A 26,645-nucleotide genomic window follows, 5' to 3' on the forward strand; every position below is an offset into this window, starting at 1 on the left:
CCTTGTTTCTAGAGACACCACTCGCAACTGTTTTCAGCTATGCTCAATGGCCGAGCCGCATCGACAGGATCTGCGCCTATCTGCTCAAGCGGTCGCTGATACCTTCGTCGCGCTGGACGACGAGGGGCGGCACACAAACAAAACTGCGCATAGCTTGGTAAGCGGTGTTCATCGCACCATCAATCCCCTGATCCTCGATTACGATCGGTGTTCCAGGAAACGGTATGAACTGCTTCTTGAGAGGCAACACGGCACTAAGCAGGCGGCTCGCTCCGCGTGGGCTAATCGAGTATGCCTGCGTTCCGAAGGCGTGTCTGAGCCGGTGGGGACGATAAATGGGTCGGCCGTCCGAGGTATCGCTCCAGGCAAAAGGTTCGGTTCGATCGTAAAATCGGAGTTCCGCAGCTGAAAATCCGAGATCGATCCAAAGAAAAAGCGGATCGTAAACATAGCCCCATAAGATCACGTCCCAGTCGGCGGGAAGTTGTGCCAACACAGCTGATCGATGCTCATCGAACGCGGGATGGCTAACCGCATCGTCCTCGAAAACCGTCATAGGTTGATCCTGGGACGCAGCCTTTTGCCAAAGTTGGACGTGAGAGAGTGCGCAACCCAAGGCTCCGGCACTGTAATCAAGTCCGGGGGCTATTAGCCCCTGTCTTTCGAGCTGCGAGCGATCCAGCTTGCTCCCGTCAATCGCGGAGATTCGTTCAAATCTGCCTAAGTGGGCATTGCGGGTTCTGAACTTGTCCCAGCGACCGGTGCTTTGGTCCAAGTTGAGTACACAAATCTCATCCTTTGACTGCCTGTCCTTCTCCGTGGGGCGGCCAGGAACGCTTGCTTCCTTCGCGAGCAAGAACGAACCCAAGCCATCTGCCACGATCGAGCGAGCCACGACCTCGGCGCCGACCGAATTTAGGTGAAAGGCATCCTGATAAATATCGGCGCGGCTAGCCAGCTTCGCTTCCAAATCGCACAAGGTGTGCCCTCCCGCCCGAGCGGCCACGCGCGTCGTCTCGTTGATGGATATGCGAGTGCGGGTCACGGTTGGATCGACCCCTTCGCCTTGCAAATGGGGAATGGTCGCGAACCATAGCTCGATGCCAAACGATCGAGCGGCAAGCGAGAAGAGATCTAGCAGCCGACGACGATCATCGAACTTCGGAGTAGGAAGCAGGTTACGGTCCCGCCACGAGTTGCTCGTGTTGAGGTCAACGATCGGCTCGAGCCAACAGTCACGGCTCCAGAAGCTGGCCTCCAGGCTCGCCACGTCAACATCGACAATTCCCGTCATCAGAATGACGAGGTCGGGCTTGAGCGGCATGATCTTGTTAAGAAACAGATTCAGCATGTGGAGGGTTGTCGCTCCGCTGTAGCCACCGTTTCTTACAATGACATCTAGAGCACTCTCATTGCGCAGAATCGTCTCCAGCTTGGCGCAAAACCGGTCATCGGGGTCGAGATACATGCCCTCGACCACGCTGTCGCCGAGAACGATCACAGTTCGAGCCGCCGTAGCCGGAGACTGTGACCCGCGAATGAAGCCGAGGGCGTCAGTCTCCAGGATATATGGCTTCTGGACAAGGGCACCCTTGCGACTCTCGACGTATTCATCTGAAGGCGTATGAGACAAGGATACGTTCGCAGGATACTCCTTCAGCCGTATCGTTCTTTTTCCACTAACAGTCGAAGCGGTGTCCTTCCTCGATGCTTCCTGTGCCGATTTTCCGGCAAGATCTCCAGCAATGAGCGGTCGAATTGCCTCTCCGTCAGGTGCGAACGTCAGCCAGCCATAAATTTCGCGAGTGTCCAACGTTTGCGAAATGCCAGCGCGACGCGCGCTATGCGAAAATACGACATATTCATAGCGGCCCGAACCATCATCGTAGGTCAGTTGCGGTATGGCGTCTGCGCGAACCAGATATGTGCAATGGACCACCGGCACCTCGTGGAGCCCTGGCGACGAGCGGCTGAGGATATTGTTGTATTCCTCGCTGGGCAGAAAATACCCGTTCGCGTCGATCTTCTGGTGGTAGTTCGAATACAGCGGTCGGTCGGCGTCGGCGCATTTGAGCAGCGGCGCCACAATCGGACGATTCACATCTACGAGGCATCGCAGGGTGAGGGGGCGCAGATAGTTGTCGACGTCGACCACGAAATAGTAGTCGCATCCGAGAGCCAAAGTCCGGTTCATGCTGTGCTGGCGAATTCGACCCAGCACGGAGAAGCGAGTGGCATTCCACTCATGGTCGGCAAAGTCCTGGACGCGTTCCGATACGTCGCTGTCGTCGAACTCTACGTGCGAGTACCGCGGTCCGACACGTTTGAGCCAGTCTCGGAGAATTTGGCCGGAGTCGTCTTGATTGTTGTTGGTCCGGATGTGAATCGCAATTCGATCCGGCGGATAGTCGAGCGCCTCAATGCATTCCAGGAACAATGGCAGATGGCCAGCCTTGTTTTTTGCGAGAATTGCAATCAGCACCCTGGGAAGAAAACGCGCTGCGCCGGGCTGCCTGGGCACATCCGCAGGCTTGACCTTTTCGGAAATCCGGTCCTTCGCAAAACGCAGATTGTCCTCTACGCGTTTCCTCAGACCTTCATCGATTGATGGAATTTGAAGGATGCGACAGCAGGCGTCGATGCAGCCTTGATAATCGCCAGACCAATAGGCATTGACCGCGAATTCGTCGAGGAGCCCGAACTCATAAATCCATTCTTCGACGAATAGCGCTCCAATAGGCATCGGCAAATCGATGCCACGGCGAGCGAAGTCAGCTCCCTGCTTGTTGCGGCCCTTTAGACGACAATAACGGCTAGCTCCGTGTAACGCTTCAGCTCTCGCGGGCTGGGAGTCGCTGGCTCGCTGATAAGCCGCAATGACGTCCTCTTCAGGATGGGCAAGAGCTTCCTTAAGCCGCGCCGCACCATAAAGGGAAATGAAGACCTCTTCTTGCCAAAAGCCCATTTCAGCTCGGGCCAGGTAGTAGTTGAGTGCTTTCTCGGGCTCATTGCTGTCACGATAGCTCTGAGCAAGGTAGAAGGTATAACGAGAGCGGAGGAACGCGTCCGTCTCGGTCTGCAGCGCGCCCTCTAACAGCGCAGCATCTTTACGGTACTTCTTGGGATCTTGGCTGCGCGCGCCGCCGCCACCGATCTGGATCGCAAAGCCGGAGGCGGTCTCCCGACCGTGCGCGTCGGCCGGCGCCTCCACGAACTCGTGCAGGACGCCCCGAAAATAGAATTCCTTTCTGTTGCTGCATATGTGCGGTCGATAGTGACGGATGCCGCTGTGGTTAATGGTCACGTCATAGAGGTCTGCGGTCATGCCGGACTTGAAGGCGGCGACGTCAAATCCCGGCTCGATGGTGAGCACGTCGTCGGCGTCGATGATGAGGGCGTAGTCGACGTCCGGGTTGCGGCGCAGGCAAGCGAGCGCATGCGATCGGTTGTACGCGAAATCCCGCCAGGGTTCGTCGATGACTTCGCCTGCCAGTCCATTTTCGTCGAGCCACTGTCGTATGACGGCCTGCGTGCCGTCGGTTGATCCAGTGTCTTCGATCAGCATATAGTCGATCATCGGTCGAACGCTGTCGAGGCAACGGAGGATGACCGCCGCCTCATTCTTGACGATCATGCATAAGCCGATCGACTTTCCGTTTCGTTGCGACAATCCAAACTCCTTAGTTACCTGCTCTTTGCTTTTGCGCGCGTTCTCGAATGGTAGGGGAGGCGGCGCAGCAGAAACCTCGGCCGGCGACACCGGATCACTCTCAAGCGCGGCGCGGATCTCGGCCGCATCTATCGAGGCGATCCAGGACTCGCTGTCGGCGACCCCGTAGGATACGAGCAAGCGACGGCTGTCCGGATGCCAAGCCAGACCAGCCGCGAACTCGACCCCTTTGTCCTTAAAATAGAACGGGCGACTAAGCCGGCGCAGACCATTATCGCGATCGAACCAGACAAAGCGATGCTGATAGAACCTTCGACCGGTTTGCCACTGAACTTCATGAACGAGCGCGAGCCAGCCATCGTCAAATTCAATGAGTTGCGTTCCGCCTCGGAAATGCTCGACGGCGAAGTTGGCAACACTGTCTGAGATTACGTCGCCTCGGTCGTTTACGATCCTGGTCGGGTCGCACGAGTAGACGCAACGCAGATTTGCGCCGTTGGCCTGTGGCATCCAGTTCTTTTCGTGCAGTCGTGGACCTTCAGGGCGAAGCACGCGCCACTCAGTGAGCCGGATTTCGGAGCTGCTTTGCTGTTCAATCCGGGCGATTAACTGCTCGCACCAACCTTCAGCATTCAGCTCGCGCACGCATGCGCTGCCCCACAATGAGCCATTCCAACTGAACAGACGGATATCCTCAAGCCCTTGCACTTCTGCGAATTGGGCTTTTGGGAAATCGGCGGGCGGCAGGATCTCGGCCGCCGTTTGAACTCCAAGATCGGTATTGAGCCGTAGCAGGAAGTTGCGCGTCCGAATGGGCGCATCGTTGTCCGTCTCATATGTGCCGTCCTCGCGCAGAAGAAAATTCACCGCGCGCTGCACGAGATAGAGGTCATCCCCATGACGCGAAACGGAGGGATTGGTCGGCCAATAGCCTTGAGGCACATCGTAATCCACCGGCCGGGCGGAAAACGATGCAAAGAGCTTTTGGGCTGGCTGCAGGTAATAAAACAGGTTTGTCCGAGCCAGCTCACGCGGGCCGTCCGGAATTGCCCGGTTGACGGCTAGCCCGTTGCAGATCGAGAACCCGCGGTCCCAGCGAGCCGTGTCCCGGCTGTAGTTTGCAGCAATCGAAAATTCCTCGCGTAGACCGGTCTGATAGACATCGGTTTCGATGAAAAGGATGTCGTTCTCAGGCGCCGATATCGAAAGTCCACGCTCGGAAAAAAGCAGGCTCGTCTCATGCATCCCGCGTTCCCGATAGTACCGTGCGAGATCGTACAGAGGCTCAGCGCGTGCCGGCCGTTGCTTGAACGCTTCGAGCGCCTTGCCGACGAACCCGTCTTCGTCGCCTAGGTCTCGCAGGCAGCGCGCGTGCTGCAGCCGCGCCATCCACGCCTCTTCGTCCCAGCCTCCCATATCTTCTCGCCTGGCAAAGGCTGCCGCGGCTTCGGCATACTGGCCGGCATCTCGATACGACCACGCAAGATAAAACCAGTATCGGGCGTTATCGGGCTCGCGCTCGAGCGCAGCTTTGAGCAGTCGGATATCCCGCTCCGATTTATCTCCGCGGTTCGCCCCGCTGGCGTGATCGATATACCAGGCGCCGCGCAGTTCAACGACGTCTCCGGGGACGTCGATATATTCGTGTGTGACACCAACGTATCTCGAGCCGCTGTCACACCGCACCAATCGCGTATTCCAATAGCTCAACCCGCCCGACGCGCGTTGCAGGAGGCGGTAGCCGGGACCGGCAAGGGATTGCCGGAACTTGGGGTCGTCGACAATGAACTCCATATCGGCGTCGTTGAACAGGACATAGTCGAAATCGAGCTTTGAAGCGCAGGCACGATCGAGCGCGTCGTTCCGGGCCTGCCCGAAATCGTGGAAGGGAATCGTATGGAGTTCACCCGGAAGATTGCGCCGGGCAAAGAATGTTCTGATGAAGTCCTGCGTGCCGTCGGACGAGCCAGTATCGCAAATGACCCAGCAAGAGATGTGATCAGCGACCGCCGACAGGCAGCGCTCGAGATTTGCCATCTCGTTCTTGACGATCATGTTCAGGCAAATGCGTTTGTTTTCTACCACCGCCGAACTTTTTTGGTTGCTGCAAGCAATTGAGAGAAGCTCAAATTAGATGAAATTGATCTGCTGGACGCGCGATGTGGCGCGGATCTTTGGTTCCATCAGCGGACCTCACTGAAAGCGCTAACAACTTAGCTGAAAATGTTCGGGCAGCAAATTCAGCAGGTTGTCGCCTTGATGCGACATCAACTCGCTGCTTAATGGAACTCGTTACGGAAATAATTTGACTTAAGTCGTGTTCGATTCTGAATTTTCTTGCGCTGTTTTTCCCAATCTGCTTATGCTTAAAGAATAATTAATTTTTCGCGATCCGTCTGCGCTTCAGGCGGGGTATTTGGAATGACGTTCAATCTTGGAATGTGGTCGTCGGCTCGTTGCTGATGGCTTAAGTGAGTGTAGCGAGCAACTACCCAAGGTTGAATCACTGTTTTGTAGTTGGTTCGAGGGCGATCTCCGGACGTACGTGCTCCGGGCGTCGACCTCGTCCGTACGTTGGGTGGTATCGTATGGTTAAGTCAGGTCGAGCCGACAAGTCGGCGATTTCCCAGAGCATTCCGTCCATTGCACCTCCGATAACGGCGCTAGGCGTTGCCAAGTATGCAGGGCTTCTCTCTGCGGGCATCCCTAACGAGATCCTGGTGACCGGATCGTTGCCGCGAGGCGAGACCACCCAAAACGTCACCTACTTCGTCGTCGACCAAGCTACGAAGACGATCGTTTCCCAGGTCATTCTGCCGGACGCGTCCGATCGCTTTAACGCGGTTGAGATGCGAGTGAAGGTCGGGCGCTATGCGAGCGCCTACGACATCGGCACCTTTGATGCGAACGGAGAGTTTGCGGTTTGCCCGTTCCTGTCCGTACGCAGTTCTCTGAATCTATCACCACCTGGCGGACCGAGCAGCGGATGATCTGACCGCGCTACGGGAGCGTCTGCAGTTTGATTTTTGGGTCGAGGCGGCACTCCGCGCTCGGCGCGAATTGTTGCAAGCTAAAAAAGGACCAATTTCATGGCCCACTCAGAGCTTCTGTTCGTCGATCCATTCGTCCCCGATCTAGATACACTGCTGAAAAATCTGCGCCCCGAGGTTCGGGCGATCGTGCTCGATTGCGAACGGACCGCCGCATCGCAGATGGCAGAAGCGCTGAGTGGCGCTGAGCAACTGGACGCGATCCATGTTGTTGCACATGGCGCACCGGGCCGAGTGGTCTTCAGTTCAGGAGAATGGTCGGCGGCGACGCTGGCGGGCGAGGAGAATGAGCTTGCTACGATCGGCCGAGCGCTCAAGCGAGGCGGTGACTTGCGCCTGTGGAGCTGTCGTACAGCGCTTTCTGACGAGGGCGACCGTTTTATAGATGCGCTCGAAGATGCAACCGGCGCTGTTGTTCATGGCGCAAGCAGCTCTATCGGAGCCGAGACGCTAGGTGGTCGCTGGACGCTCGACTCCAGGAGCAGCGATCTCACAGCGGAAGCCCCGATGACCGCGGTTGGCGCAGAAAGCTATCGAGGGTTACTGGCCGCAGTTTTGACGCTCAACGGCACGCTCGGATCTGCGGGACCGACTGACATCAACACCTTTTACGTGGTTGATCTCAGCACCTTTACAATTGTGTCCTCGTTCCAATTGCCATCGAAAGGCTTCGGCGCGGGCACTGGTAACGTCCAAGCGTTCAGCATTGAGGCCGTTCTCCCAAGTGCGGCGGGCACCTACGGAGTTTACTACAACACCACCGGGAACGCCTACATTTCAGTTGCAACCATCACAAACGGGGTGTTCTCGGGAGGTGGTACGGCGAACGGTGATACGTTCACATCGGGTAGCGTTTCGACCTCACTAGGTGCAACGGGCGCGACTGGTCCGACGGGCGCGACCGGCGCAACGGGTGGTACCGGTGCAACCGGCACGACGGGCGGCACGGGTGCCACGGGTGCCACGGGTGCAACTGGCACGACGGGCGGTACGGGTGCCACAGGTGCGATCGGCGACACGGGTTCGACGGGGGCCACCGGAGCCACAGGTGCGACTGGCGACACAGGTTCGACGGGAGCCACGGGTGCGACCGGCGATCCAGGCGCGACTGGCGCCACAGGTGCGACCGGCGCCACGGGTACGACGGGTGACACCGGTGCAACAGGTTCGACTGGTGCTACGGGTGTTACCGGAGCCACGGGTGCGACGGGCACGACGGGTGACACCGGCGCCACAGGATCAACTGGCGCCACAGGTGCGACTGGCGACACAGGTTCGACGGGAGCCACGGGTGCGACCGGCGATCCGGGCGCGACTGGCGCCACAGGCGCGACCGGCGCCACGGGTACGACGGGTGACACAGGCGCAACAGGTTCGACTGGCGCTACGGGTGCGACGGGCGACACCGGCGCAACCGGAGCCACGGGTTCGACTGGCGCGACGGGCGACACCGGAGCCACAGGTGCGACCGGTGCCACGGGTGCGACGGGCGACACCGGCGCAACCGGAGCCACGGGTTCGACTGGCGCAACGGGTGACACCGGTGCGACCGGAGCCACAGGTGCGACTGGTGATACCGGCGCCACGGGTGCGACGGGCGACACCGGCGCAACCGGAGCCACGGGTTCGACTGGCGCAACGGGGGCGACGGGCGATACCGGCGCAACCGGAGCCACAGGTGCGACGGGGGCGACGGGCGACACCGGCGCAACCGGAGCCACAGGTTCGACTGGCGCCACGGGAGCGACGGGCGACACCGGAGCGACAGGTGCGACCGGCGCAACCGGAGCCACGGGTTCGACTGGCTCGACGGGAGCTACGGGCGCGACCGGAGCCACGGGTGCGACCGGCTCGACGGGTGCAACGGGAGCTACCGGCTCGACGGGAGCAACGGGAGCTACCGGCGCAACCGGAGCCACGGGTGCCACCGGCTCGACGGGTGCAACGGGAGCTACCGGCTCGACCGGAGCCACAGGTGCGACCGGCTCGACGGGAGCTACCGGCGCAACCGGAGCCACGGGTGCAACCGGTTCGACGGGTGCAACGGGAGCTACAGGCGCGACCGGAGCAACCGGTTCGACGGGTGCAACAGGCGCCACGGGTGCAACCGGCTCAACGGGAGCTACCGGAGCCACAGGTGCGACCGGCTCGACGGGCGCAACAGGCGCCACAGGTTCGACCGGAGCCACGGGTGCAACCGGTTCGACGGGTGCAACGGGAGCAACGGGCTCGACCGGAGCCACGGGTGCGACCGGCTCGACGGGAGCTACTGGCGCAACCGGAGCAACCGGCTCGACGGGAGCAACCGGCTCGACGGGAGCAACCGGAGCTACTGGCGCAACCGGAGCCACGGGTGCGACCGGCTCGACGGGTGCGACCGGAGCAACGGGCGCGACCGGAGCAACCGGCTCGACGGGTGCGACCGGAGCAACGGGCGCGACCGGAGCAACCGGCTCGACGGGTGCGACCGGAGCTACTGGTGCAACCGGAGCCACGGGTGCCACCGGCTCGACGGGTGCAACGGGAGCTACTGGCTCAACCGGAGCCACGGGTGCGACCGGCTCGACGGGTGCAACGGGTGCTACTGGCTCAACCGGAGCCACGGGTGCGACCGGCTCGACGGGTGCAACGGGTGCTACTGGCGCAACCGGTGCCACCGGCTCGACGGGAGCAACCGGAGCTACTGGTGCAACCGGAGCCACGGGTGCCACCGGCTCGACGGGTGCAACGGGAGCCACTGGCGCGACCGGAGCCACGGGTGCCACCGGCTCGACGGGTGCAACGGGAGCCACTGGCGCGACCGGAGCTACTGGTGCGACCGGCTCGACGGGTGCAACCGGAGCTACTGGCGCGACCGGAGCCACGGGTGCGACCGGCTCGACGGGTGCGACCGGAGCCACGGGTGCCACCGGTTCGACGGGAGCAACCGGAGCCACGGGCTCGACGGGTGCGACCGGAGCGACAGGTGCAACCGGCTCGACGGGTGCAACCGGCTCGACGGGTGCAACGGGAGCCACTGGCGCGACCGGAGCCACAGGTGCGACCGGCTCGACGGGTGCAACGGGAGCCACTGGCGCGACCGGAGCCACAGGTGCGACCGGCTCGACGGGAGCAACGGGAGCTACTGGCGCAACCGGAGCGACGGGTGCAACCGGCTCGACGGGTGCAACGGGAGCTACTGGCGCAACCGGAGCGACGGGTGCAACCGGCTCGACGGGAGCAACGGGAGCCACTGGCGCGACCGGAGCCACGGGTGCCACCGGCTCGACGGGAGCAACCGGAGCTACGGGTGCCACCGGTTCGACGGGAGCAACCGGAGCCACGGGTGCCACCGGAGCGACAGGTGCAACCGGCTCGACGGGAGCAACCGGAGCTACTGGCTCGACCGGAGCCACGGGTGCCACCGGTTCGACGGGTGCAACGGGAGCTACGGGCTCGACCGGAGCCACGGGTGCCACCGGTTCGACGGGTGCAACCGGAGCAACGGGCTCGACCGGAGCCACGGGTGCGACCGGCTCGACGGGTGCAACCGGAGCAACGGGCTCGACCGGAGCCACGGGTGCGACCGGCTCGACGGGTGCAACGGGAGCCACGGGCTCGACGGGAGCAACGGGAGCCACTGGCGCGACCGGAGCCACGGGTGCCACCGGCTCGACCGGAGCAACGGGCTCGACCGGAGCCACAGGTGCGACCGGCTCGACGGGAGCAACCGGAGCTACTGGCTCGACCGGAGCCACGGGTGCCACCGGCTCGACGGGTGCAACCGGAGCTACGGGCTCGACCGGAGCCACGGGTGCCACCGGTTCGACGGGTGCAACGGGAGCTACTGGCGCGACCGGAGCCACTGGTGCGACCGGCTCGACGGGAGCAACCGGAGCTACTGGCGCAACCGGAGCCACGGGTGCGACCGGCTCGACGGGAGCAACCGGAGCTACTGGCTCGACCGGAGCCACGGGTGCGACCGGCTCGACGGGTGCAACGGGAGCCACGGGCTCGACGGGAGCAACGGGAGCCACTGGCGCGACCGGAGCCACGGGTGCCACCGGCTCGACCGGTGCGACCGGAGCAACGGGCTCGACCGGAGCCACAGGTGCGACCGGCTCGACGGGAGCAACCGGAGCTACTGGCTCGACGGGAGCAACGGGAGCTACTGGCGCGACCGGTGATCCTGGTGCAACCGGCGCAACGGGCTCGACCGGAGCAACTGGTTCGACGGGTGCAACGGGAGCTACTGGCGCGACCGGAGCCACGGGTGCCACCGGCTCGACCGGAGCAACGGGCTCGACCGGAGCCACAGGTGCGACCGGCTCGACCGGAGCCACAGGTGCGACCGGCTCGACGGGAGCAACCGGAGCTACTGGCTCGACCGGAGCCACGGGTGCCACCGGCTCGACGGGTGCAACCGGAGCTACGGGCTCGACCGGAGCCACGGGTGCCACCGGTTCGACGGGTGCAACGGGAGCTACTGGCGCGACCGGAGCCACTGGTGCGACCGGCTCGACGGGAGCAACCGGAGCTACTGGCGCAACCGGAGCCACGGGTGCGACCGGCTCGACGGGAGCAACCGGAGCTACTGGCTCGACCGGAGCCACGGGTGCGACCGGCTCGACGGGTGCAACGGGAGCCACGGGCTCGACGGGAGCAACGGGAGCCACTGGCGCGACCGGAGCCACGGGTGCCACCGGCTCGACCGGTGCGACCGGAGCAACGGGCTCGACCGGAGCCACAGGTGCGACCGGCTCGACGGGAGCAACCGGAGCTACTGGCTCGACGGGAGCAACGGGAGCTACTGGCGCGACCGGTGATCCTGGTGCAACCGGCGCAACGGGCTCGACCGGAGCAACTGGTTCGACGGGTGCAACGGGAGCTACTGGCGCAACGGGAGCCACGGGTGCCACCGGTTCGACAGGTGCGACCGGCTCAACCGGATCGACGGGAGCGACCGGACGTACAGGCGCCACCGGCGCGACTGGGCCAAGGGGACCGACCGGGCCGACAGGCCCACGAGGTCACACCGGTCGTACCGGCGCCACCGGTGCAACAGGTGCTACCGGATCGACGGGAGCAACGGGTGCCACCGGAGCAACTGGTGCTGGCGGTACCGGCTCGACTGGAGCCACCGGTTCGACCGGAGCAACAGGCTCGACGGGTGCAACCGGCACGAGCGGGTCGACCGGAGCAACGGGCTCGACTGGTCCACGTGGTCCGACGGGTCCGACAGGTAGTCACCGTCACCATGGTCACACCGGCCCGACGGGGGCAACGGGCGGCACGGCTGGAGCAACTGGTGCGACTGGAGCAGCAGCTGCGAGCGGTTCGACCGGAGCCACTGGGGCGACGAGTGCTGGCGGTGCGACGGGCTCGACCGGCTCGGCAGGTGCAACCGGAACGACTGGTGGTCATCAAGATCAGTCGTCGCTGACCACGAAGATCGACACCGACACGACCGTTGGATCGTTGAATCCGGTGCTGCTGCGTTTGGAGGCTGCAGTTGCGGACCTGGCGCTTGCAATGGCCGGAGGGTCGATGAACGGCCAGCAGTTGCAAGCTGATCTCACGACGATCAAGGGCTTGGCCCAGATGCTGTTGTCCCGTATCGGCAACACAGATGGCGGCTCAGCTTTCGATCAGACACGTCCAGGAGGTGCTGGATCGATGGGTCAATTCGATCAATCAAACCGGCCCAACCTCAATCTGCCGAAAAACGACCATTAAGGTCGGCGGCTGAAGAAGTGACGAACAAGGAAGCCAGGGATCGCGCATCCCTGGCTTCCTCTCTGACCAGGCCTGGAATAGCTGATGGCTGGCACTCCCGTGATCGACCGCCGACGCTTCCTCGTTCTCGCGGGCAGCGCGGCGGCTCTTTTCGTCGAGAGCGGAAGGTCTCTCGGACGCGAGATCGCGCCGACAGAAGGCCTCCTGAGCTCTCCGATCGAATTATCGGGAGATTGGCATGCGGCACCGACCGATGCCGTGATGCGTGTGCTCACCCGGATCCGGGAGGTCGAACTGTCAGGTTTGCGATTGCTGTCGGATCGGCAACCCAAGAAGATCCGTATCGAAAATCGCGACGAAGTCACGCCGGCAATCTGGTTGCACAGCGACCAACCTGACATGGCGGCGATCATCGTGAACGTCGGCTATGCCGATTGGTGCAGGCTTGCCTATCAATTCGGTCACGAGCTTGGGCATGTCCTGAGCAACAGCTGGCAGTTTTCCGCCAAGCCGCAACCTCCGACACAATGGCTCGAGGAGGTGCTGGTGGAGACATTTTCGGTTCGCGGTCTGCGGTTGCTTGCCGGCAGTTGGGAGAGATCGCCGCCATTTGCGGGAGACGCAGGTTTTGCCCGCGTCATTCGTCAATATGGCTCAGCGCTGCTGGACAAGTTCAAAGCGGACGATCTTTCACCGTCCGAGTGGTTCCGTACAAATCGGGCGAAGCTGGAAGTCAGATCTGGAAAGGGCGTTCCGTGGGGACCAGCGGTGGTCGGCATCCTCCAGATCTACGAGGACGTCAAAGCAGGGAAACCGACCTGTCTCGATGATTTGGGAGCCTTGAATCGCTGGCCGGAGCGGACGTCCGTTCCGATCGAGCGCTATCTCGATTTGTGGGCGGAAAGCTGTGTTGCGATTGGTTCCACCGGTGAATTGCCGTCCCGTCTACGGCAACTGTTCGCGATCGCGTGAGATGTGGGACCAGGGCCGTAATCGCATCAACCAAGTGCAGGGATTTCGGTGTCGCGCCCTGCCGAATTCGTCTAGATTGCCGCGACATAGTGAAGAATTTTATTCCGTAATCGATTTTGGAGGGTGACCGTGGACCCGCATAGGGGAGCCTTTGGGGAGCCTGGGCCCGACAAGTATGTCCGCTTGCTGCAGAAGGCCATTGACGACCTTCATGCGAGCGATGAGGCGTCGCGCAATGCGCTTTACAGCCGGGCACGCACCTTATTGGACAGCCGACTAGCCGCCAGAAAAGATCTGTCGCAGGCCGAAATCGACAATGAGAAGTTTGATTTCGACGAGGCGATGTGGCGCGTCGAAGGGCAGGTCCGCCTCTGCGCAACGGAACAGGCCAGGACTCAGTCGCATGGTGTGCACGGCGACCTGCACATTATCCCTGCGCAGGAAAGCGACACACCGCAGCTGGTCACATCGCCCGATGTTGTGCATCCGCGTGTTGCTAAAAGGTCGACCAAATCGCGAGGTGCTTCCTGGCCGGCGGCGAAAGCGCTGCGCGCGTCCATGGACGTCGTCCGTGGAGGCTCCGAGTTATTGACTGATCTCGGTGTCCGCGCACGTCTCTCCGTGCAACAAATCCGCACTGAGTTTGCCGCAAAGGCTCAATCAAAACGGCACGTCATCTCACCCGAGCGGAAGTCAAGCGATCTAGCTTCGCAGCAGGGGCATTCGATCGACCGCCTGGAGGCGCAACGCAGCCCGCAATACCAGGCGCGATTGCAAGCGGTTGTCCAGGTCGCGCGTCATCACGGCGTCGAGCTCGACGTCGCCGAGTTGAGAACCGGTGAATCCGAAATCTATCCATCGGCTGCAGCGCTCTCGGCCTGGGCGCAGAATGCGGGCCTATGGTCTCGCGCGGTCCGAACGAGTTGGCGCCACTTGCTCGGGATGAGCGAAGCCGGGCCCGTCATCTTGCTGTTTGCCGACGGTAGCGCCGCGCTCATGGTTGGTGCGAACGCCGATCAGAATATCGTCGTGCTCAGGGATCCAGGCGCCTCCGCAGACGGAGCCGTGCCCGTCGACGAGCTGCGGCTTTCTCAGGTGTGGAACGGTGAGGCCATCCTGGTGCGCGCGAGCCGAAGCCGCGTTGCAGCCGACGCGCCGTTTGACCTGCGCTGGCTCTTTGATCTCGTTCTGCACGAAAGGCGCTTGTTACGGGACATCGGAATCGCCTCGCTCACCATCAGCTTCCTGACCATCTTCCCACCGCTCCTGGTGATGACGATGGTGAACAAGGTGCTGCAATTCCACAGTACGTCCACCTTGGTCATGCTTGCCGCCGTCATGGCGGTCGTAGTCGTCTACGAAGCCCTGTTGGGCCATGCGCGACGTCTTATCATCGCGGTCGTTGGCGCCAGACTCGACGCAAAACTCAATCTGCACGTCTTCAATCGGCTGCTTCGCCTGCCGCTCGATTACTTCGAGCGTCATCCTGCGGGTGAAACGATGTACCGTATCGCGCAGGTCTATCGTGTTCGCGAATTTCTGACCGGCCGCCTCCTGACGACATTTCTCGACTTGATGACGCTTTGCGTCCTGCTCCCGTTCCTGTTCTATCTCAGCCCGATCCTGGCGAGCATTGTGCTCGGCTGCGCCGGCGCAATCCTGTTGATCATCATCGCATTCCTGAAGCCGATGCGAGAGATGTACGGACGGGTCACTACGGCCGAGACGTGGAAGTCGGCAACGCTCGGCGAGACGATCGTGGGCATCAAGACGGTCAAGGCGTTGGCTCTCGAGCCACAACGTCGCGCTCTTTGGGACGAGCGGATTGCAGAGGCCGGGAAATGGCGGCTGGAATTCGGCCGTCTGTCCAACTGGCCGCAGACTCTGGTTACTCCGATCGAGCGCTTTATGGTGCTCGGCACGACCATGCTCGGTGCGTATCTCGCGATGAACGACTCGTCAGGCTACATGGTGGGCGGATTGTTCGCGTTCCTGATGCTGAGCGCCCGGGTCGCCCAGCCACTCGTTGGGCTGGCGCGATTGATCGAGGACTATGAGGAGGTCGCGGCGGCGATCGGTGAGGCAAGTTCCGTACTTAATCGGCCAGCTGAGAGCAGCGCGCGAGCGGCGGGCTTGAGACCGAAGTTCGCAGGCGAAATAGCTTTCCAGGACGTCAGCTTCACGTACCTCAATACGACTGTCCCAGCGCTCGACCGGATCAGCTTCTCGGTTCCGGCCGGTTCGACGTTGGGGATCGTCGGTCGCAGCGGGTCGGGCAAGTCGACGGTTACGCGCCTACTGCAGGGAATCAATCGTGACTATAAGGGATTTGTGAAGATCGATGGCGCCGACCTACGCGATGTTGATCTGCGTCACCTTCGGCAAAGCCTCGGCGTCGTCTTGCAGGAGAACTTCCTGTTTCGTGGCTCCATTAGAGATAACATCATCTCCGGTCGACCGGGCCTGACGTTGTCGGATGCTGTCTATGCAGCAAGGCTAGCTGGCGCTGAGGAATTCATCGAGCGGATGCCCAATGGCTTCGAGACTTACATCGAAGAAGGATCTCCCAACCTGTCTGGCGGACAACGGCAACGGCTGGCGATCGCACGAGCGCTCATCACGGATCCGCGCATCCTGGTACTGGACGAAGCGACCAGTGCGCTCGATCCCGAAAGCGAAGCTGTCGTGACAGGAAACCTCGAACGGATCGCGAGCGGACGGACGATGATCATCGTTTCGCACCGGCTATCGTCGTTGGTTGGCTGCGATCAGATTCTGGTACTCGATCAGGGCAAGATCGTCGATTGCGGTGCGCACAATGTTTTGGTCGAGCGTTGCGCGATCTATCGACAGCTTTGGAACCAGCAAAACCGCCATAGCGAACCGACGCGCCAGTCCGTTACTCCGAAGCTGGTCTCGGGCGGAGCGAACGAACCATGAGCGAAGTCCAGGCCAATTTGCTGCCACTACCGTTCAAGTCGAGGAAGAGCGATCCGACGTTGCCGGTCATCCTTGAGTTCCAGCAACCGTCAACGGCCATCATCAATGCTCCTGTACCGCGCGCGGCCCGTGGCACGATTTGGATCGTCTCCAGCATGGTCGCCGCCTTGGTTCTGGTTGCGGGGGTATTGCCCGTCGATCAGGTCATCACTGCGCGCGGCCTGGTGGTCTCGCAATCTTCCACCATCCTCGTGCAGCCGCTGGAAACCGCAATCGTGCGTTCGATCGACGTGAGCGAGGGCCAGCATGTGCGGGCGGGCGATGTGCTGGCGCGTCTCGATCCGACCTTCGCCGAAGCAGATCGAGTGGCCCTCGATGGGCAATTGAACAGCCTTGAGCCCGAACTCGCGCGTCTGCATGCCGAGGCGGATGGCCAGCCCTTCACATACTCCGGCAGTGATCCAAACTGGGTCTTGCAGGCTTCCATTTTCAGTCATCGCAAAGCGCAGTTCGACTCCAAGATCGAAAACTATGAGCACCGACTGCAGGAACTGAATTCCGTGATAGCGAGATCGGAATCCGATGCTGTGGGCTATCGCGAGCGCCTCGGTGTGGCACAGAGCATCGAGGATATGCGCAGGCAGCTGGAGGCGACCCAAACCGGAAGCCGGCTGAACTCGCTGATCGCCAAGGATACACGCGTTGAAATGCAGCGGTCGCTCTCCAACGCGGTCGCGACCGGCGAGGGCGCGAAGCGCGATCAATCGGCGCTTGCTTCGGACCGCGACGCCTACGTCCGCGGCTGGAAGGCGGAAGCTTCGCAAAAGTTGCAGGAGATCAGTGTCAAGGCAGCCGACACACGGGAGCTGCTGACCAAGGCTAACCTGCGACGCAAGTTGGTCGAGATCCGCGCCGGGCTTGATGCGATCGTGCAATCCGTCGCAAAGGTTTCGGTGGGTTCCGTCATGCAGTCGGGGCAGCAATTCATTACGCTCGTGCCGGCAGACGCGCCACTTGAGGTCGAGGCCAACATTGCGGGCAAAGATAACGGCTTCGTGCATGTGAAGGATCCCGTGTCCGTCAAGTTCGACACGTTTCCGTTCTCGCAGTACGGGATGGCCGAAGGAGTCGTACGCATCGTAAGTCCGGATAGCTTCAATGCTCAGGTTGAGGCGCGCAATCCTACCAGTGCCGTTCCGACGACGAACCTGGAGCCGTTTTACCGCACTCGGATCAGTATTGATCGCGTGGCCCTGCACGGCGTGCCGGCTGGTTTCCAACTCACGCCAGGTATGCCCGTAACCGCCGATATTAAGGTTGGTCAGCGGACCGTGCTAACGTACCTACTCGGCCTGATGCTTCCGGTGACGCAGGAGGCGTTGCGCGAGCCGTGAGCGATTTGGCTCTGCTGTCGGATGGATTCGGGAAATGCTCTTTGATCGCTTGATCGGAAAGGCGTCGCCCGAAACGGGGCTGCGCCGGGCGATCGCTCTTATCGAGAAAGAGCGGTTTGCTGAAGCGCTGCCGCAGCTGGCCCGAATGGCCGAAGCGGGCAGCGCGGAAGCTGCGTATCACATCGGAAGGCTTTACCTTCAGGGCGCCGGCGTACCGTTTAGTCGGACGGAGGGCGCGCGCTGGTTGGAACGCGCGGCGTTGAACGGCAACGCCGAGGCGCAGTCTATGCTGGCATCGCTCTTGCTCCAGGGGCTCGGCTCGCAGGCGCGAGAGGACCGCAGCGGCGCCGCAGCGCGACTATTTTCGCAGGACAGCACGGCAAAGCCAGATTTCGACGCTGCCCTGAGATGGGCTCGTATGGCGGCTGACGCCGGGTCTCCCGACGGACAGGCTCTGCTCGCTTACATTCTAACCTATGGTCCGTCACCGCTCAGAGACCAGATACAGGCGAGAGAATGGTATCGCCGCTCCGCCGCCGCAGGCTGCGCCCAAGGACACTTGGGATATGCGCTGTCGCTCGCTGGAGACCCGAACCGGGCCGCTCACAGGGACGAGGTCGTCGAACACATGCAAGCAGCGGCGGCCGCTGAAATTCCGACGGCCGTCTTTATGCTGGGTGTGCTTACGGAAGGAGGGATCAGCGGCAAACACGATCCGACTGCAACCGCTGAACTCTACCGCAAAGCTGCTGAGCTGGGACACCGCGGTGCGCAGATTAAATGGGGGACGCTGCTGATTGAAGGTACCGTCGTTGCCAGGGATCTGGTGTTGGGCGAGACTTGGCTTCGTCGTGCTGCCTTGGCAGGTGACGCTCGTGCCGCGGAACTGGTCGGCAACCTTTATGCCAAGGGCGGAGCATTGCCGCCGAACTATGTGGAAGCGGCAAACTGGTATCGTCGTGCGGCAGAGGGTGGAAACGCGGCGGCTGCTCGGTCGTTGAGTTCGTTCTACATGACCGGAGCCGGAGTACCTCGGGACAGCCATGAAGCGGCCCGCTGGTTGCGCATCGCTGCCGAGGCCGGAAATTTGGATGCTCAGGTCGACGTCGGAAACGACTTGCTGGAACGAGCGGCCAGTGGAGAGGAATCTCCGCCGGTCGCGGATTGGTTCATGCAGACGGCGCAACGCGGCAATCTTGTCGCCGCGTTCAATCTTGGCGTTTGCCTTCTCCAGGGCATAGGCGTTGAGCGCAACGAACAACAAGCAGCGGTCTGGCTGAGGCGTGCGGCTGAAGGGGTCCCGGAGGCGCAATTTATGATCGGTCGTCTTGTTGCCGATGGGCGTGGTGTGCCGGCCGATCCGAGAGCAGCGCGCGATTGGTTCGCGCGTGCGGCGCAGGGAGGGATCACCGATGCGCAGGTTGCCCTGGCCGAGATGCTCGTGAACGGTCGCGGGGGCCCGCAGGATGCTCCCGCCGCGCTTAAATTGTGCGAGCAGGCCGCCGCCCACGGCCACGCTGGAGCAATGTTTGCACTCGGCGCTATATATAGCGGCGGCCATGCCATTCCCGTTGATCGAGCCAAAGCCGAGCATTGGTTTCGAGCAGCCGCAGAACGCGGTCATGGTCAAGCTCAACTCATGCTTGGGCGTTATCTGCGAAGCGGTGCGGCGGGGCACAGCGACCTCAAGCAAGCGAGTCACTGGTTGGAGATGGCTGCCGCCCAAGGCATTGTCGAAGCAGACTCAGAACTGGCGTGCGCGGCGGCGATCAGGGTGAGACTCCAGCGACAATCAAGGTGAGACTGCGCCGATGGGGACGGACCGAAGGGAGGGCGCAGCCCGACCGGAGGACCGTCCCCATCGGCGTCGCGCGTTTTTGGACCCGTCTGGCGGCCGGGTGCGGCGTAAGCGCTGTTCAGCGGCCACCTTCCGGATGACGGGGTGATCTGCGAGTCTGCGGTTCGGTTTGGACCGTTAGGCTTAGAATGGACACAGAGCATAGTGCTATCACGGAGCCGGTGCGGCGGCTTGAAGTCTTCACCGGAGCCGGCCGTCGGCGGAAGTGGAGCAATGGGGACAAGGCGCGGATCGTTGCGGAGATCGTGGCGAGCGGCGACTCGGTCTGTTCGGTAGCCCGACGGCATGGATTGTCACCGCAGCAGTTGTTTGGCTGGCGACGTCAGTTGCGAGAAGCAGCAGGCGGTCATTCCGCAATAGAAGAAGTACAGTTTGTGCCGGCGGTGGTGGATGCCGCGGTGCCGGCGCCCGCTGTTGACCGGGAGCGCAAAGCGGTGCGCTGCAAGGCCAAAGCGGATACCCGGGCTCGCCGTTGCGATGCCGGGATTATCGAGATCGAAGTCGACGGCATCATGATCCGGGCCGGTCGTGGTGCGGATACGACGATGGTTGCGTCGATTGTCCAGGCGCTGAAGGCGAGCCGGTGATCGGTCCGTCGGGTGCGGTCCGGGTGATGGTGGCGACCAAGCCGGTGGACTTCCGTAAGGGGATGGAAGGGCTCGCGACCCTGGTGCGCGAGAGCATGCGGGCAGATCCATTCTCGGGAGCTGTCTATGTGTTCCGGGCCAAGCGGGCGGATCGGATCAAGCTGGTGTTCTGGGACGGAACGGGTCTGTGCCTGTTCGCCAAGAGGCTCGAGGATGGGATCTTCCGCTGGCCGAAGATCGAGGACGGCGTGATGCGCCTGTCGGCGGCGCAATTGTCGGCGCTGCTGGAAGGGCTCGACTGGCGGCTTGTGCATGAGGCGCGGGAGACGTCGACGCCAACGCAGGCCGGATAGCTGTTGGCAGCGCTGCGGCGAAATGAATCAGGAGCGTCGGACGCGTCGCCAGATGGCGGCGAATATGCTCTGAATTGGGTGTGAGCGACGCCCTGCCTGACGATCCCGAGACGCTGAAAGCGATGCTGCTTGCCGAACGATGCGAGAGCGAACGGCTGCGTCAGATCATCAAGGAATTGCAGCGGCATCGGTTTGGCCGGCGGGCAGAGACGCTGCCTGAAGATCAGATGCTGCTGGGCTTGGAAGACGTCGAGCAGGTTGCCGCATACAACGAGACGGCACAGGACGTGAGCGCACCTGAAGGCCGTGAGGCGCGGGCTCGCACGCGCCGCGGCAACCGTGGCGCCTTGCCGATGCACCTGCCGCGGATCGAGGTCGTCGTCGACATCGAGGGCAAGACCTGTCCCTGTTGCCAGGGCGAGTTGCACCGGATCGGCGAGGATAGAAGCGAGCGGCTGGACCTGGTCCCGGCGCAGTTCCGGATCCTCGTGACCAGGCGTCCCAAATACGCCTGCCGGGCTTGCGAGGACGGGGTCATGCAGGCGCCGGCCCCGATTAGGCTGATCGAGGGCGGATTGCCGACCGAGGCCACCGTCGCCCACGTCCTGGTCTCCAAATATGCCGATCACCTGCCGCTCTACCGGCAGGCGCAGATTTACGCCCGCCAGGGCATTGAGCTCGATCGTTCGACGCTGGCGGACTGGGTAGGACAAGCTGCCTTCCACCTGCGTCCGCTGCATGACCGTCTGCTCGGCAAGCTCAGGCAACGGCCAAAGCTGTTCGCCGACGAGACGACGATGCCGGTGCTCGATCCCGGCCGCGGGCGCACCAAGACCGGTCAGCTCTGGGCCTATGCAGCGGACGACCGGCCGTGGGGCGGTGCCGATCCGCCGGGCGTTGCCTATGTCTATGCCCCCGATCGCAAAGCCGATCGGCCGATCGCCCATCTCGCAGGCTTCGAAGGGATCCTGCAGGTCGATGGCTATGCCGGCTATGGCAAGCTCGCCGAGCGTGGCGATGTCCAACTTGCATTCTGCTGGTCGCACATGCGACGTAACTTCTACGAACTTGCCACACCCGGTCCCGCGCCCATTGCCAGCGAGGCGCTCAAGCATATCGCCGAGTTCTACGCCGTCGAAAAGGACATCCGTGGTCGCGGCGCCGAGGAGCGCCGTCTCGTTCGGCAGCAGAAAATCCGGCCGCTGGCGGAAGCCTTCGAGCGATGGCTCCGCGCAAAGCTCGCGTTGATCAGCCAAAAGGGCAAGTTGGCCGACGCCATTCGCTATGCGCTCTCACGCTGGGAGGGCCTGACGCGCTTCATCAATGACGGCCGCATCGAGCTCGACAACAACGTCGTCGAGCGCTCGATCCGTCCGATCACGCTGAACCGGAAAAATGCGCTGTTCGCAGGCTCCGACGGCGGCGCCGAGCACTGGGCCACCATCGCCTCCCTGGTCGAAACCTGTAAGCTGAACGACGTCGATCCGCTCGCTTACCTGACCGACGCCCTCACCAGGATCGTCAACGGCCATCCAAACAGCGACATCGATCAGCTGCTTCCGTGGGCCTATTGTCGTCAAGACCTCAAAGCTGTGGCCTGAGAACGACGCTTACCGTGCGGCTGGTGCAAGCTGTTGGTTCGTCTCGACAAGAGGGAATCGATGCCTTGCCTGGCCTCCACATCACCGACCACCAGATGAGGCTGTACATGACGTACCGACTGACACTGTCCCCCGAGGCCGCCGCGGCCAAGGCGGGGTTCTCGAAGGCAAGCGCGTATCGAATCGAGGGCGATTGTCGCCCGCCATCGCAGAAGAAGACGCCGAGGGGCCGGCGCCGGTCCGATCCGCTCGGGCAGTATTGGGACGCCGAGATCGTTCCGATCCTGAAGGCTGCGCCCGGCATCCGCGTGATCGGCGTGCTGGACGAGCTGCGCCGACGGCATCATGACTTGAACCCGAACATCCGCCGCACGCTGGAGCGGCGCATCAACGCCTGGCGGGCGCTCAACGGCCCCGAACAGGACGTGATCTTCCGCCAGCAGCACGAGCCCGGCCGCCTGGGTCTGTCCGACTTCACCGACGTGAGCGCGCTCGGTATTACCATCGCGGGTGAGCCGCTCGATCACCGGCTCTATCACTTCCGGTTGGCGTTCTCCGGCTTCGAGCATGTCCATGTCGTGCTCGGCGGCGAAAGCTTCGTCGCCCTGGCGGAGGGCTTGCAGAACGCGCTGTGGGCGCTTGGCGGCGTGCCGCGGGAGCATCGCAGCGACAGCCTGTCGGCAGCATTCCGCAATCTGGCCGCCGACGCACGGGGGGATCTGACGCAGCGCTACGCCGGGCTGATGGGCCACTATGGCATGGCGCCAACGCGCAACAATGCGGGCATCGCACATGAGAACGGCTCGATCGAGAGCGCGCACGGCCATCTCAAGCGGGCACTGGAAGATGCGCTGTTGCTGCGGGGGACGCGCGAGTTCGCCAGTCTCGATGCGTACCGGGCTTTTGTCGACGAGATTGTCGGCCGGCGCAACGCCAACCTCGCCAAGCCGATCGCGCTCGAGAAGGAGGCCTTGGCGCCGCTGCCAAAAGGCCGCACGACCGACTTCGAGGAGAAAGTGATCCCGGTGACGTCGTCAGGCGGCTTCATCCTGCGGCGCGTATTCTACACCGTGCCTTCAAGATTGATCGGCCATCGCCTGCGTGTGCGCATCTTCGACGACCGGCTCGAATGCTTCCTTGGCGTCACGCCGGTCGTGACGCTGCGGCGCGGTCGGCCTGTGTCCGAGAGCCAGGGCGGTCATGTTGTGGATTACCGGCACGTCATCCATGCCCTGCGGCGCAAGCCGATGGCGCTCCTCAATCTCGTTTATCGCGACCAACTCTTCCCGCGTGCAGCTTACAAACGTCTGTTCGAGACCTTGCGGGAGCATGGTGATGACCGGCGCGCCTGCAAGGTGACGGTCGAGCTTCTGGCGCTGGCTCACGAGCGCGCCTGCGAAGCAGAACTCGCCGAGGTGATCGCGATGGATCTGGACGCCGGACAGTTACCCGATCTTGCCGCGCTGCGCGACCGCTTCCGACCCGAGGCGGCCTCGATCCCGCGTGTCGCCGTCAAGCTGGCGCCGCTCGACGTCTACGATGAACTCGCCTCCGTCAGCGTCATGTCGGGCCGCTCGAACCTGGGAGAGGCAGCATGACCGGTATCGCTACCTCCGTCGATGCTGCCCGTGTCGAGCTGCTTCTCAATGAGCTCCGCCTGCCGGGCGTCAAGGCGATCTGGCCGAAGCTCGCCGCACAGTCGGACAAGGAAGGGTGGCCTGCCGCCCGCTTCCTCGCCGCCCTTGCCGAGCACGAGGCGGCCGATCGCACCCGCCGTCGGATCGAGCGACACATGGTGGAAGCGCGTTTGCCCGCCGGCAAGACGCTCGCCACCTTCGACTTCGAAAGCGTGCCGATGCTATCAAAGGCACAGGCGATGGCGCTCGCCGCTGGCGACGCCTGGTTGAAGGCCGGCGCCAATTTGCTCTTGTTCGGTCCACCCGAGTCCGATTCATACTGCTCACCTCGCTATGCCGTTATAGTTCAAGCTCTCTTTGGCGCAGATCGTCGGACGGCGGCCGCCGGAAGCGTCGCGCCTGCGCGGCCTTCTTGACCTCGGGTTGCTCCAGATCAAGCGCTTTGATCACCCAAGGTGCGCCTTTGCACAGCTGGTGCGCAGGTAAGCTCTGCTCCGCGATCAGACGGTGAACCGTCGATGGGCTGACCTGCAAGGCTGCGGCGGCTTCATCCAGAGTGATTTCTCCTCTCTCCTTGCGTTCGCCCTCTCGGTAGGGCGCGATAGCCTGCTGGTTGCGCAAGTGGCAAACGCGGGCGCGGGTCCAATTGTTACCCCGCCCCGTCGACTTGCCGGCCCGGTTGAGGACTGCCGCGATCGTGTTGTCGGGCATCTGCCGTGCCAGAACACGCACGAGATCGATGGCATCCGCGGACGTCCTCCAGCGGTGTTGACCCGTACGGTTCTTCCTGGTCTTCAGTGCTGTATGATCGCCGCCCTGCCAGTGGATGACAAGCTCGATCGCCTCATCGTGGACGCGCACAACGATCTCGCGGATCACAGTTCGGATGATCCGCTTGCGCGTCGCAGGCGTCGCCCCAGGGCTGTTCCAGGCTCGCTCCAAATCGGAGCCAAGCGCGAGTAACCGCTCGCGATCCGCCTCGCTCAGAGTCGTCTCCGGCTTGGCTAAAAACGCCCCGCGCTCATCCTCGAGCGCGCGGACAGCCAGCAGGCGTTCATTCCAACGCCGCTCCAACTCGCCAGCTACCAAGCGATGGTCGGGATCGACGGCCTCATAGTGCCGACGAGCACGAGTGGCCTCATAGCGCGCTTGCTCCAGAGCCAGTTCAAGTTGGCGCAGCTTCTCGGCGTGCTCACGGCCGCGAGCCTCCATGGCAGCCAGCGCAGCCTTGACACCGAGCGGCTGCAAACGTGCGATGACTTCCGCGCTGATTGCGCGATCCACGCGCAGGCCGCCGAATGAGATGCACGGATCTCCGCCATGGTTGATCTGGCTACCGCGGCAATGATAACGCCCAACAGTGCCGTGCGTGCCACTGTAGGCAACGTGAAGTTTGCGACCGCAGTGACCGCAACGAAGGAGCCCTGCAAGAAGGGCCTCGCCGCAGCGGACCGAGCCACGACTCATGAAGCTCTTCCCATTGGCGTTATCGGTGATCAAGCGCTGATTCCTCTCGAACTCCGCCCACGTAATGTAGCCCTCATGGTGATCCTTGATCAAAACTTCCCAGTCGCTGCGCTCCCGCCGGAAGCCCCGCACGATCCTCTTGCGGCCGGCCTCGATCGTCACCCGACTGCCCGAGCGCCCGAAGGCGTAGGCGCCAGCATAGATGGGATTGGTAAGGATGTGATAGATCGTATTGTAGACTGGTAACTTCCACTCGACGTGGCGACCCTCGGGGCCATGGCTGACCGCGGGCAAAGTGATTCGTTCTTGCCGTAACCACAGGTGGACCTGGCGAAGTGTCTGCATCTCAGCAAACCTGGTGAACACGAGTGCGAGCGCCTCCTGAATGCGCCGATCAGGGTCCTTCTCGATCCGATCGTGGGAGACTTTGAGATAACCGATTGCAACGTTGAGGAAGAGCTCCCCCCTGCGGGCCTTCTGCTTCAAGGCTTCAAGCGAGCGCTGCCGAAAGATAGACAGCTCCATCTCGCTCATTGTGCCCTTCATGCCGAGCAGAAGGCGATCATTGGGGTGGCGCGGATCATAGACGCCGTCCTCATCGGCGATCAGTGTTCCGACGAGCCCGCAGAACTCCAGGAGCGTATGCCAATCCCTGCCGTTGCGGGCCAGCCGAGAGGCCTCAATCGAGACCACAGCGCCAACTCGCCCTTCGCAAATGGCGGCAAGCAGCTTCTCGAACCCGGGACGCGTGGTGCCGCCACCAGAGCGACCGAGATCATCGTCGATCACGACCACCTCGCTCCAGCCCAGCTGCCGCGCACGGTCGGCCAAGCCGTACTGGCGGCGCTGGCTCTCTCGGTTGTTGATAACCTGGTCGGCCGTCGACTGACGAACGTACACGACGGCCTGGCGAGCAAGGTGCTCAGGCGTGATCTTGCTCACCGCTGTCCTCCCGGTTCACGTCGTTTGCGTCGACCGCGCTGTCGGTGAGTGCTTCGGTCAGAAGCTCCTTCAACAGCTCCAACATTTGCTGGTGGGCTTCGATTGGAATGCTGCTGTATTTTGGAGGGCTCCCGAAAAGATCCCCCTGACGACGTGATGCGTCCGCCATGACCGCCTCCTCGCGATTGGGACGATTCCCTGGGAGAGGAGGCTAAGACCGCGTCGGCAAGAACGCGCGCCTCCAGCAGACGATCCACCGGAAGCCGCGGATCAGCCGTCAGTCGGAAGGAAGCGGCGGCGGGGGCCGTCATCCATGCCGGCAGAAGCGTTAACGTCGCATCAGGTTGTCTGATAACAAAATGCGTCTCACTCCCGAGCCGCTTGCGGGCGACAACGACGACTAACGCTCCACATCGCGGATGAAATGGGTAGAGGATCTCAACCTCAGATCCCAGACAC

General features: G+C 62.5%; 13 protein-coding genes and 2 pseudogenes. 12 read left to right on the plus strand and 3 right to left on the minus strand.

Annotation, left to right across the window (positions count from 1 at the left end; translation table 11 throughout):
- Positions 1–76: 76 nt before the first annotated feature.
- On the minus strand, positions 77–5,725 hold the full coding sequence (locus tag V5279_RS16925) for a glycosyltransferase (protein WP_338699206.1): 5,649 nt from the start codon (positions 5,723–5,725) through the stop codon (positions 77–79).
- Positions 5,726–6,258: 533 nt separating this feature from the next.
- On the opposite strand from V5279_RS16925, the gene V5279_RS16930 reads away from it, so the two are divergent.
- The 12 genes and pseudogenes from V5279_RS16930 to V5279_RS16985 form a co-directional block, all read left to right on the plus strand.
- Positions 6,259–6,660, plus strand: coding sequence for a hypothetical protein (locus V5279_RS16930; RefSeq protein WP_338699208.1), 402 nt, complete (start codon positions 6,259–6,261; stop codon positions 6,658–6,660).
- A gap of 99 nt (positions 6,661–6,759) precedes the next feature.
- A pseudogene (locus V5279_RS16935) lies at positions 6,760–7,206 on the plus strand (DUF4347 domain-containing protein); the annotation flags it as partial.
- Between the two features lie 4,980 nt (positions 7,207–12,186).
- Positions 12,187–12,435, plus strand: coding sequence for a hypothetical protein (locus V5279_RS16940; protein ID WP_245284994.1), 249 nt, complete (start codon positions 12,187–12,189; stop codon positions 12,433–12,435).
- Positions 12,436–12,519: 84 nt separating this feature from the next.
- The gene (locus V5279_RS16945) at positions 12,520–13,407 is read left to right on the plus strand and encodes a hypothetical protein (protein ID WP_338699210.1); all 888 of its coding nucleotides are present in this window, start codon (positions 12,520–12,522) and stop codon (positions 13,405–13,407) included.
- 183 nt (positions 13,408–13,590) lie between these two features.
- Entirely contained in the window at positions 13,591–16,347 is a 2,757-nt protein-coding gene (locus V5279_RS16950; protein WP_224741688.1) for a peptidase domain-containing ABC transporter, read from the plus strand.
- Positions 16,344–17,741: an HlyD family type I secretion periplasmic adaptor subunit gene (locus V5279_RS16955; protein WP_338699213.1), complete on the plus strand. Its 1,398-nt coding sequence runs from the start codon at positions 16,344–16,346 to the stop codon at positions 17,739–17,741. The genes V5279_RS16950 and V5279_RS16955 overlap by 4 nt, the downstream gene beginning before the upstream one ends.
- 34 nt (positions 17,742–17,775) lie before the next feature.
- The gene (locus tag V5279_RS16960; RefSeq protein ID WP_338699215.1) at positions 17,776–19,542 is read left to right on the plus strand and encodes a tetratricopeptide repeat protein; all 1,767 of its coding nucleotides are present in this window, start codon (positions 17,776–17,778) and stop codon (positions 19,540–19,542) included.
- Between the two features lie 218 nt (positions 19,543–19,760).
- Positions 19,761–20,186: an IS66-like element accessory protein TnpA gene (tnpA, locus tag V5279_RS16965; RefSeq protein WP_224924235.1), complete on the plus strand. Its 426-nt coding sequence runs from the start codon at positions 19,761–19,763 to the stop codon at positions 20,184–20,186.
- Positions 20,183–20,539 (plus strand): IS66 family insertion sequence element accessory protein TnpB, encoded by a 357-nt coding sequence (gene tnpB / locus V5279_RS16970; RefSeq protein ID WP_176529066.1) that lies wholly within the window; start codon positions 20,183–20,185, stop codon positions 20,537–20,539. Before tnpA ends, tnpB begins: the two co-directional genes overlap by 4 nt.
- 122 nt (positions 20,540–20,661) lie before the next feature.
- A complete protein-coding gene (tnpC, locus tag V5279_RS16975; protein ID WP_338701230.1) occupies positions 20,662–22,140 on the plus strand; it encodes an IS66 family transposase in 1,479 nt (492 codons plus the stop codon).
- 65 nt (positions 22,141–22,205) lie between these two features.
- Positions 22,206–23,738, plus strand: coding sequence for an IS21 family transposase (gene istA, locus V5279_RS16980; protein ID WP_422389058.1), 1,533 nt, complete (start codon positions 22,206–22,208; stop codon positions 23,736–23,738).
- Positions 23,735–24,082 (plus strand): annotated as a pseudogene (locus tag V5279_RS16985) (ATP-binding protein); the annotation flags it as partial. The gene istA and the pseudogene V5279_RS16985, both read left to right, overlap by 4 nt.
- A 34-nt stretch (positions 24,083–24,116) precedes the next feature.
- Here V5279_RS16985 and V5279_RS16990 read toward each other — a convergent pair.
- Both V5279_RS16990 and V5279_RS16995 read right to left on the minus strand, forming a co-directional pair.
- Complete coding sequence (locus V5279_RS16990; protein WP_173640842.1) at positions 24,117–26,186, minus strand: recombinase family protein; 2,070 nt, start codon at positions 26,184–26,186, stop codon at positions 24,117–24,119.
- Positions 26,167–26,355, minus strand: a complete 189-nt coding sequence (locus V5279_RS16995; protein ID WP_207835012.1) for a hypothetical protein — start codon at positions 26,353–26,355, stop codon at positions 26,167–26,169. The genes V5279_RS16990 and V5279_RS16995 overlap by 20 nt, the downstream gene beginning before the upstream one ends.
- Between the last annotated feature and the right edge of the window lie 290 nt (positions 26,356–26,645).

Source organism: Bradyrhizobium sp. 26S5 (assembly GCF_036923295.1).
In the GTDB taxonomy this organism is placed as follows: Bacteria; Pseudomonadota; Alphaproteobacteria; order Rhizobiales; family Xanthobacteraceae; genus Bradyrhizobium; species Bradyrhizobium septentrionale.

What these genes read in the sequence shown, in the direction of transcription:
- V5279_RS16955 (WP_338699213.1), top strand. Translation starts at nt 16,344, where the DNA reads ATGAGCGAAGTCCAGGCCAATTTGCTGCCACTACCGTTCAAGTCGAGG.
- V5279_RS16945 (WP_338699210.1), top strand. Translation starts at nt 12,520, where the DNA reads ATGGCTGGCACTCCCGTGATCGACCGCCGACGCTTCCTCGTTCTCGCG.
- V5279_RS16995 (WP_207835012.1), bottom strand. Translation starts at nt 26,355, where the DNA reads ATGGCGGACGCATCACGTCGTCAGGGGGATCTTTTCGGGAGCCCTCCA.
- V5279_RS16960 (WP_338699215.1), top strand. Translation starts at nt 17,776, where the DNA reads ATGCTCTTTGATCGCTTGATCGGAAAGGCGTCGCCCGAAACGGGGCTG.
- V5279_RS16925 (WP_338699206.1), bottom strand. Translation starts at nt 5,725, where the DNA reads ATGATCGTCAAGAACGAGATGGCAAATCTCGAGCGCTGCCTGTCGGCG.
- V5279_RS16930 (WP_338699208.1), top strand. Translation starts at nt 6,259, where the DNA reads ATGGTTAAGTCAGGTCGAGCCGACAAGTCGGCGATTTCCCAGAGCATT.
- tnpC (WP_338701230.1), top strand. Translation starts at nt 20,662, where the DNA reads ATGCTGCTTGCCGAACGATGCGAGAGCGAACGGCTGCGTCAGATCATC.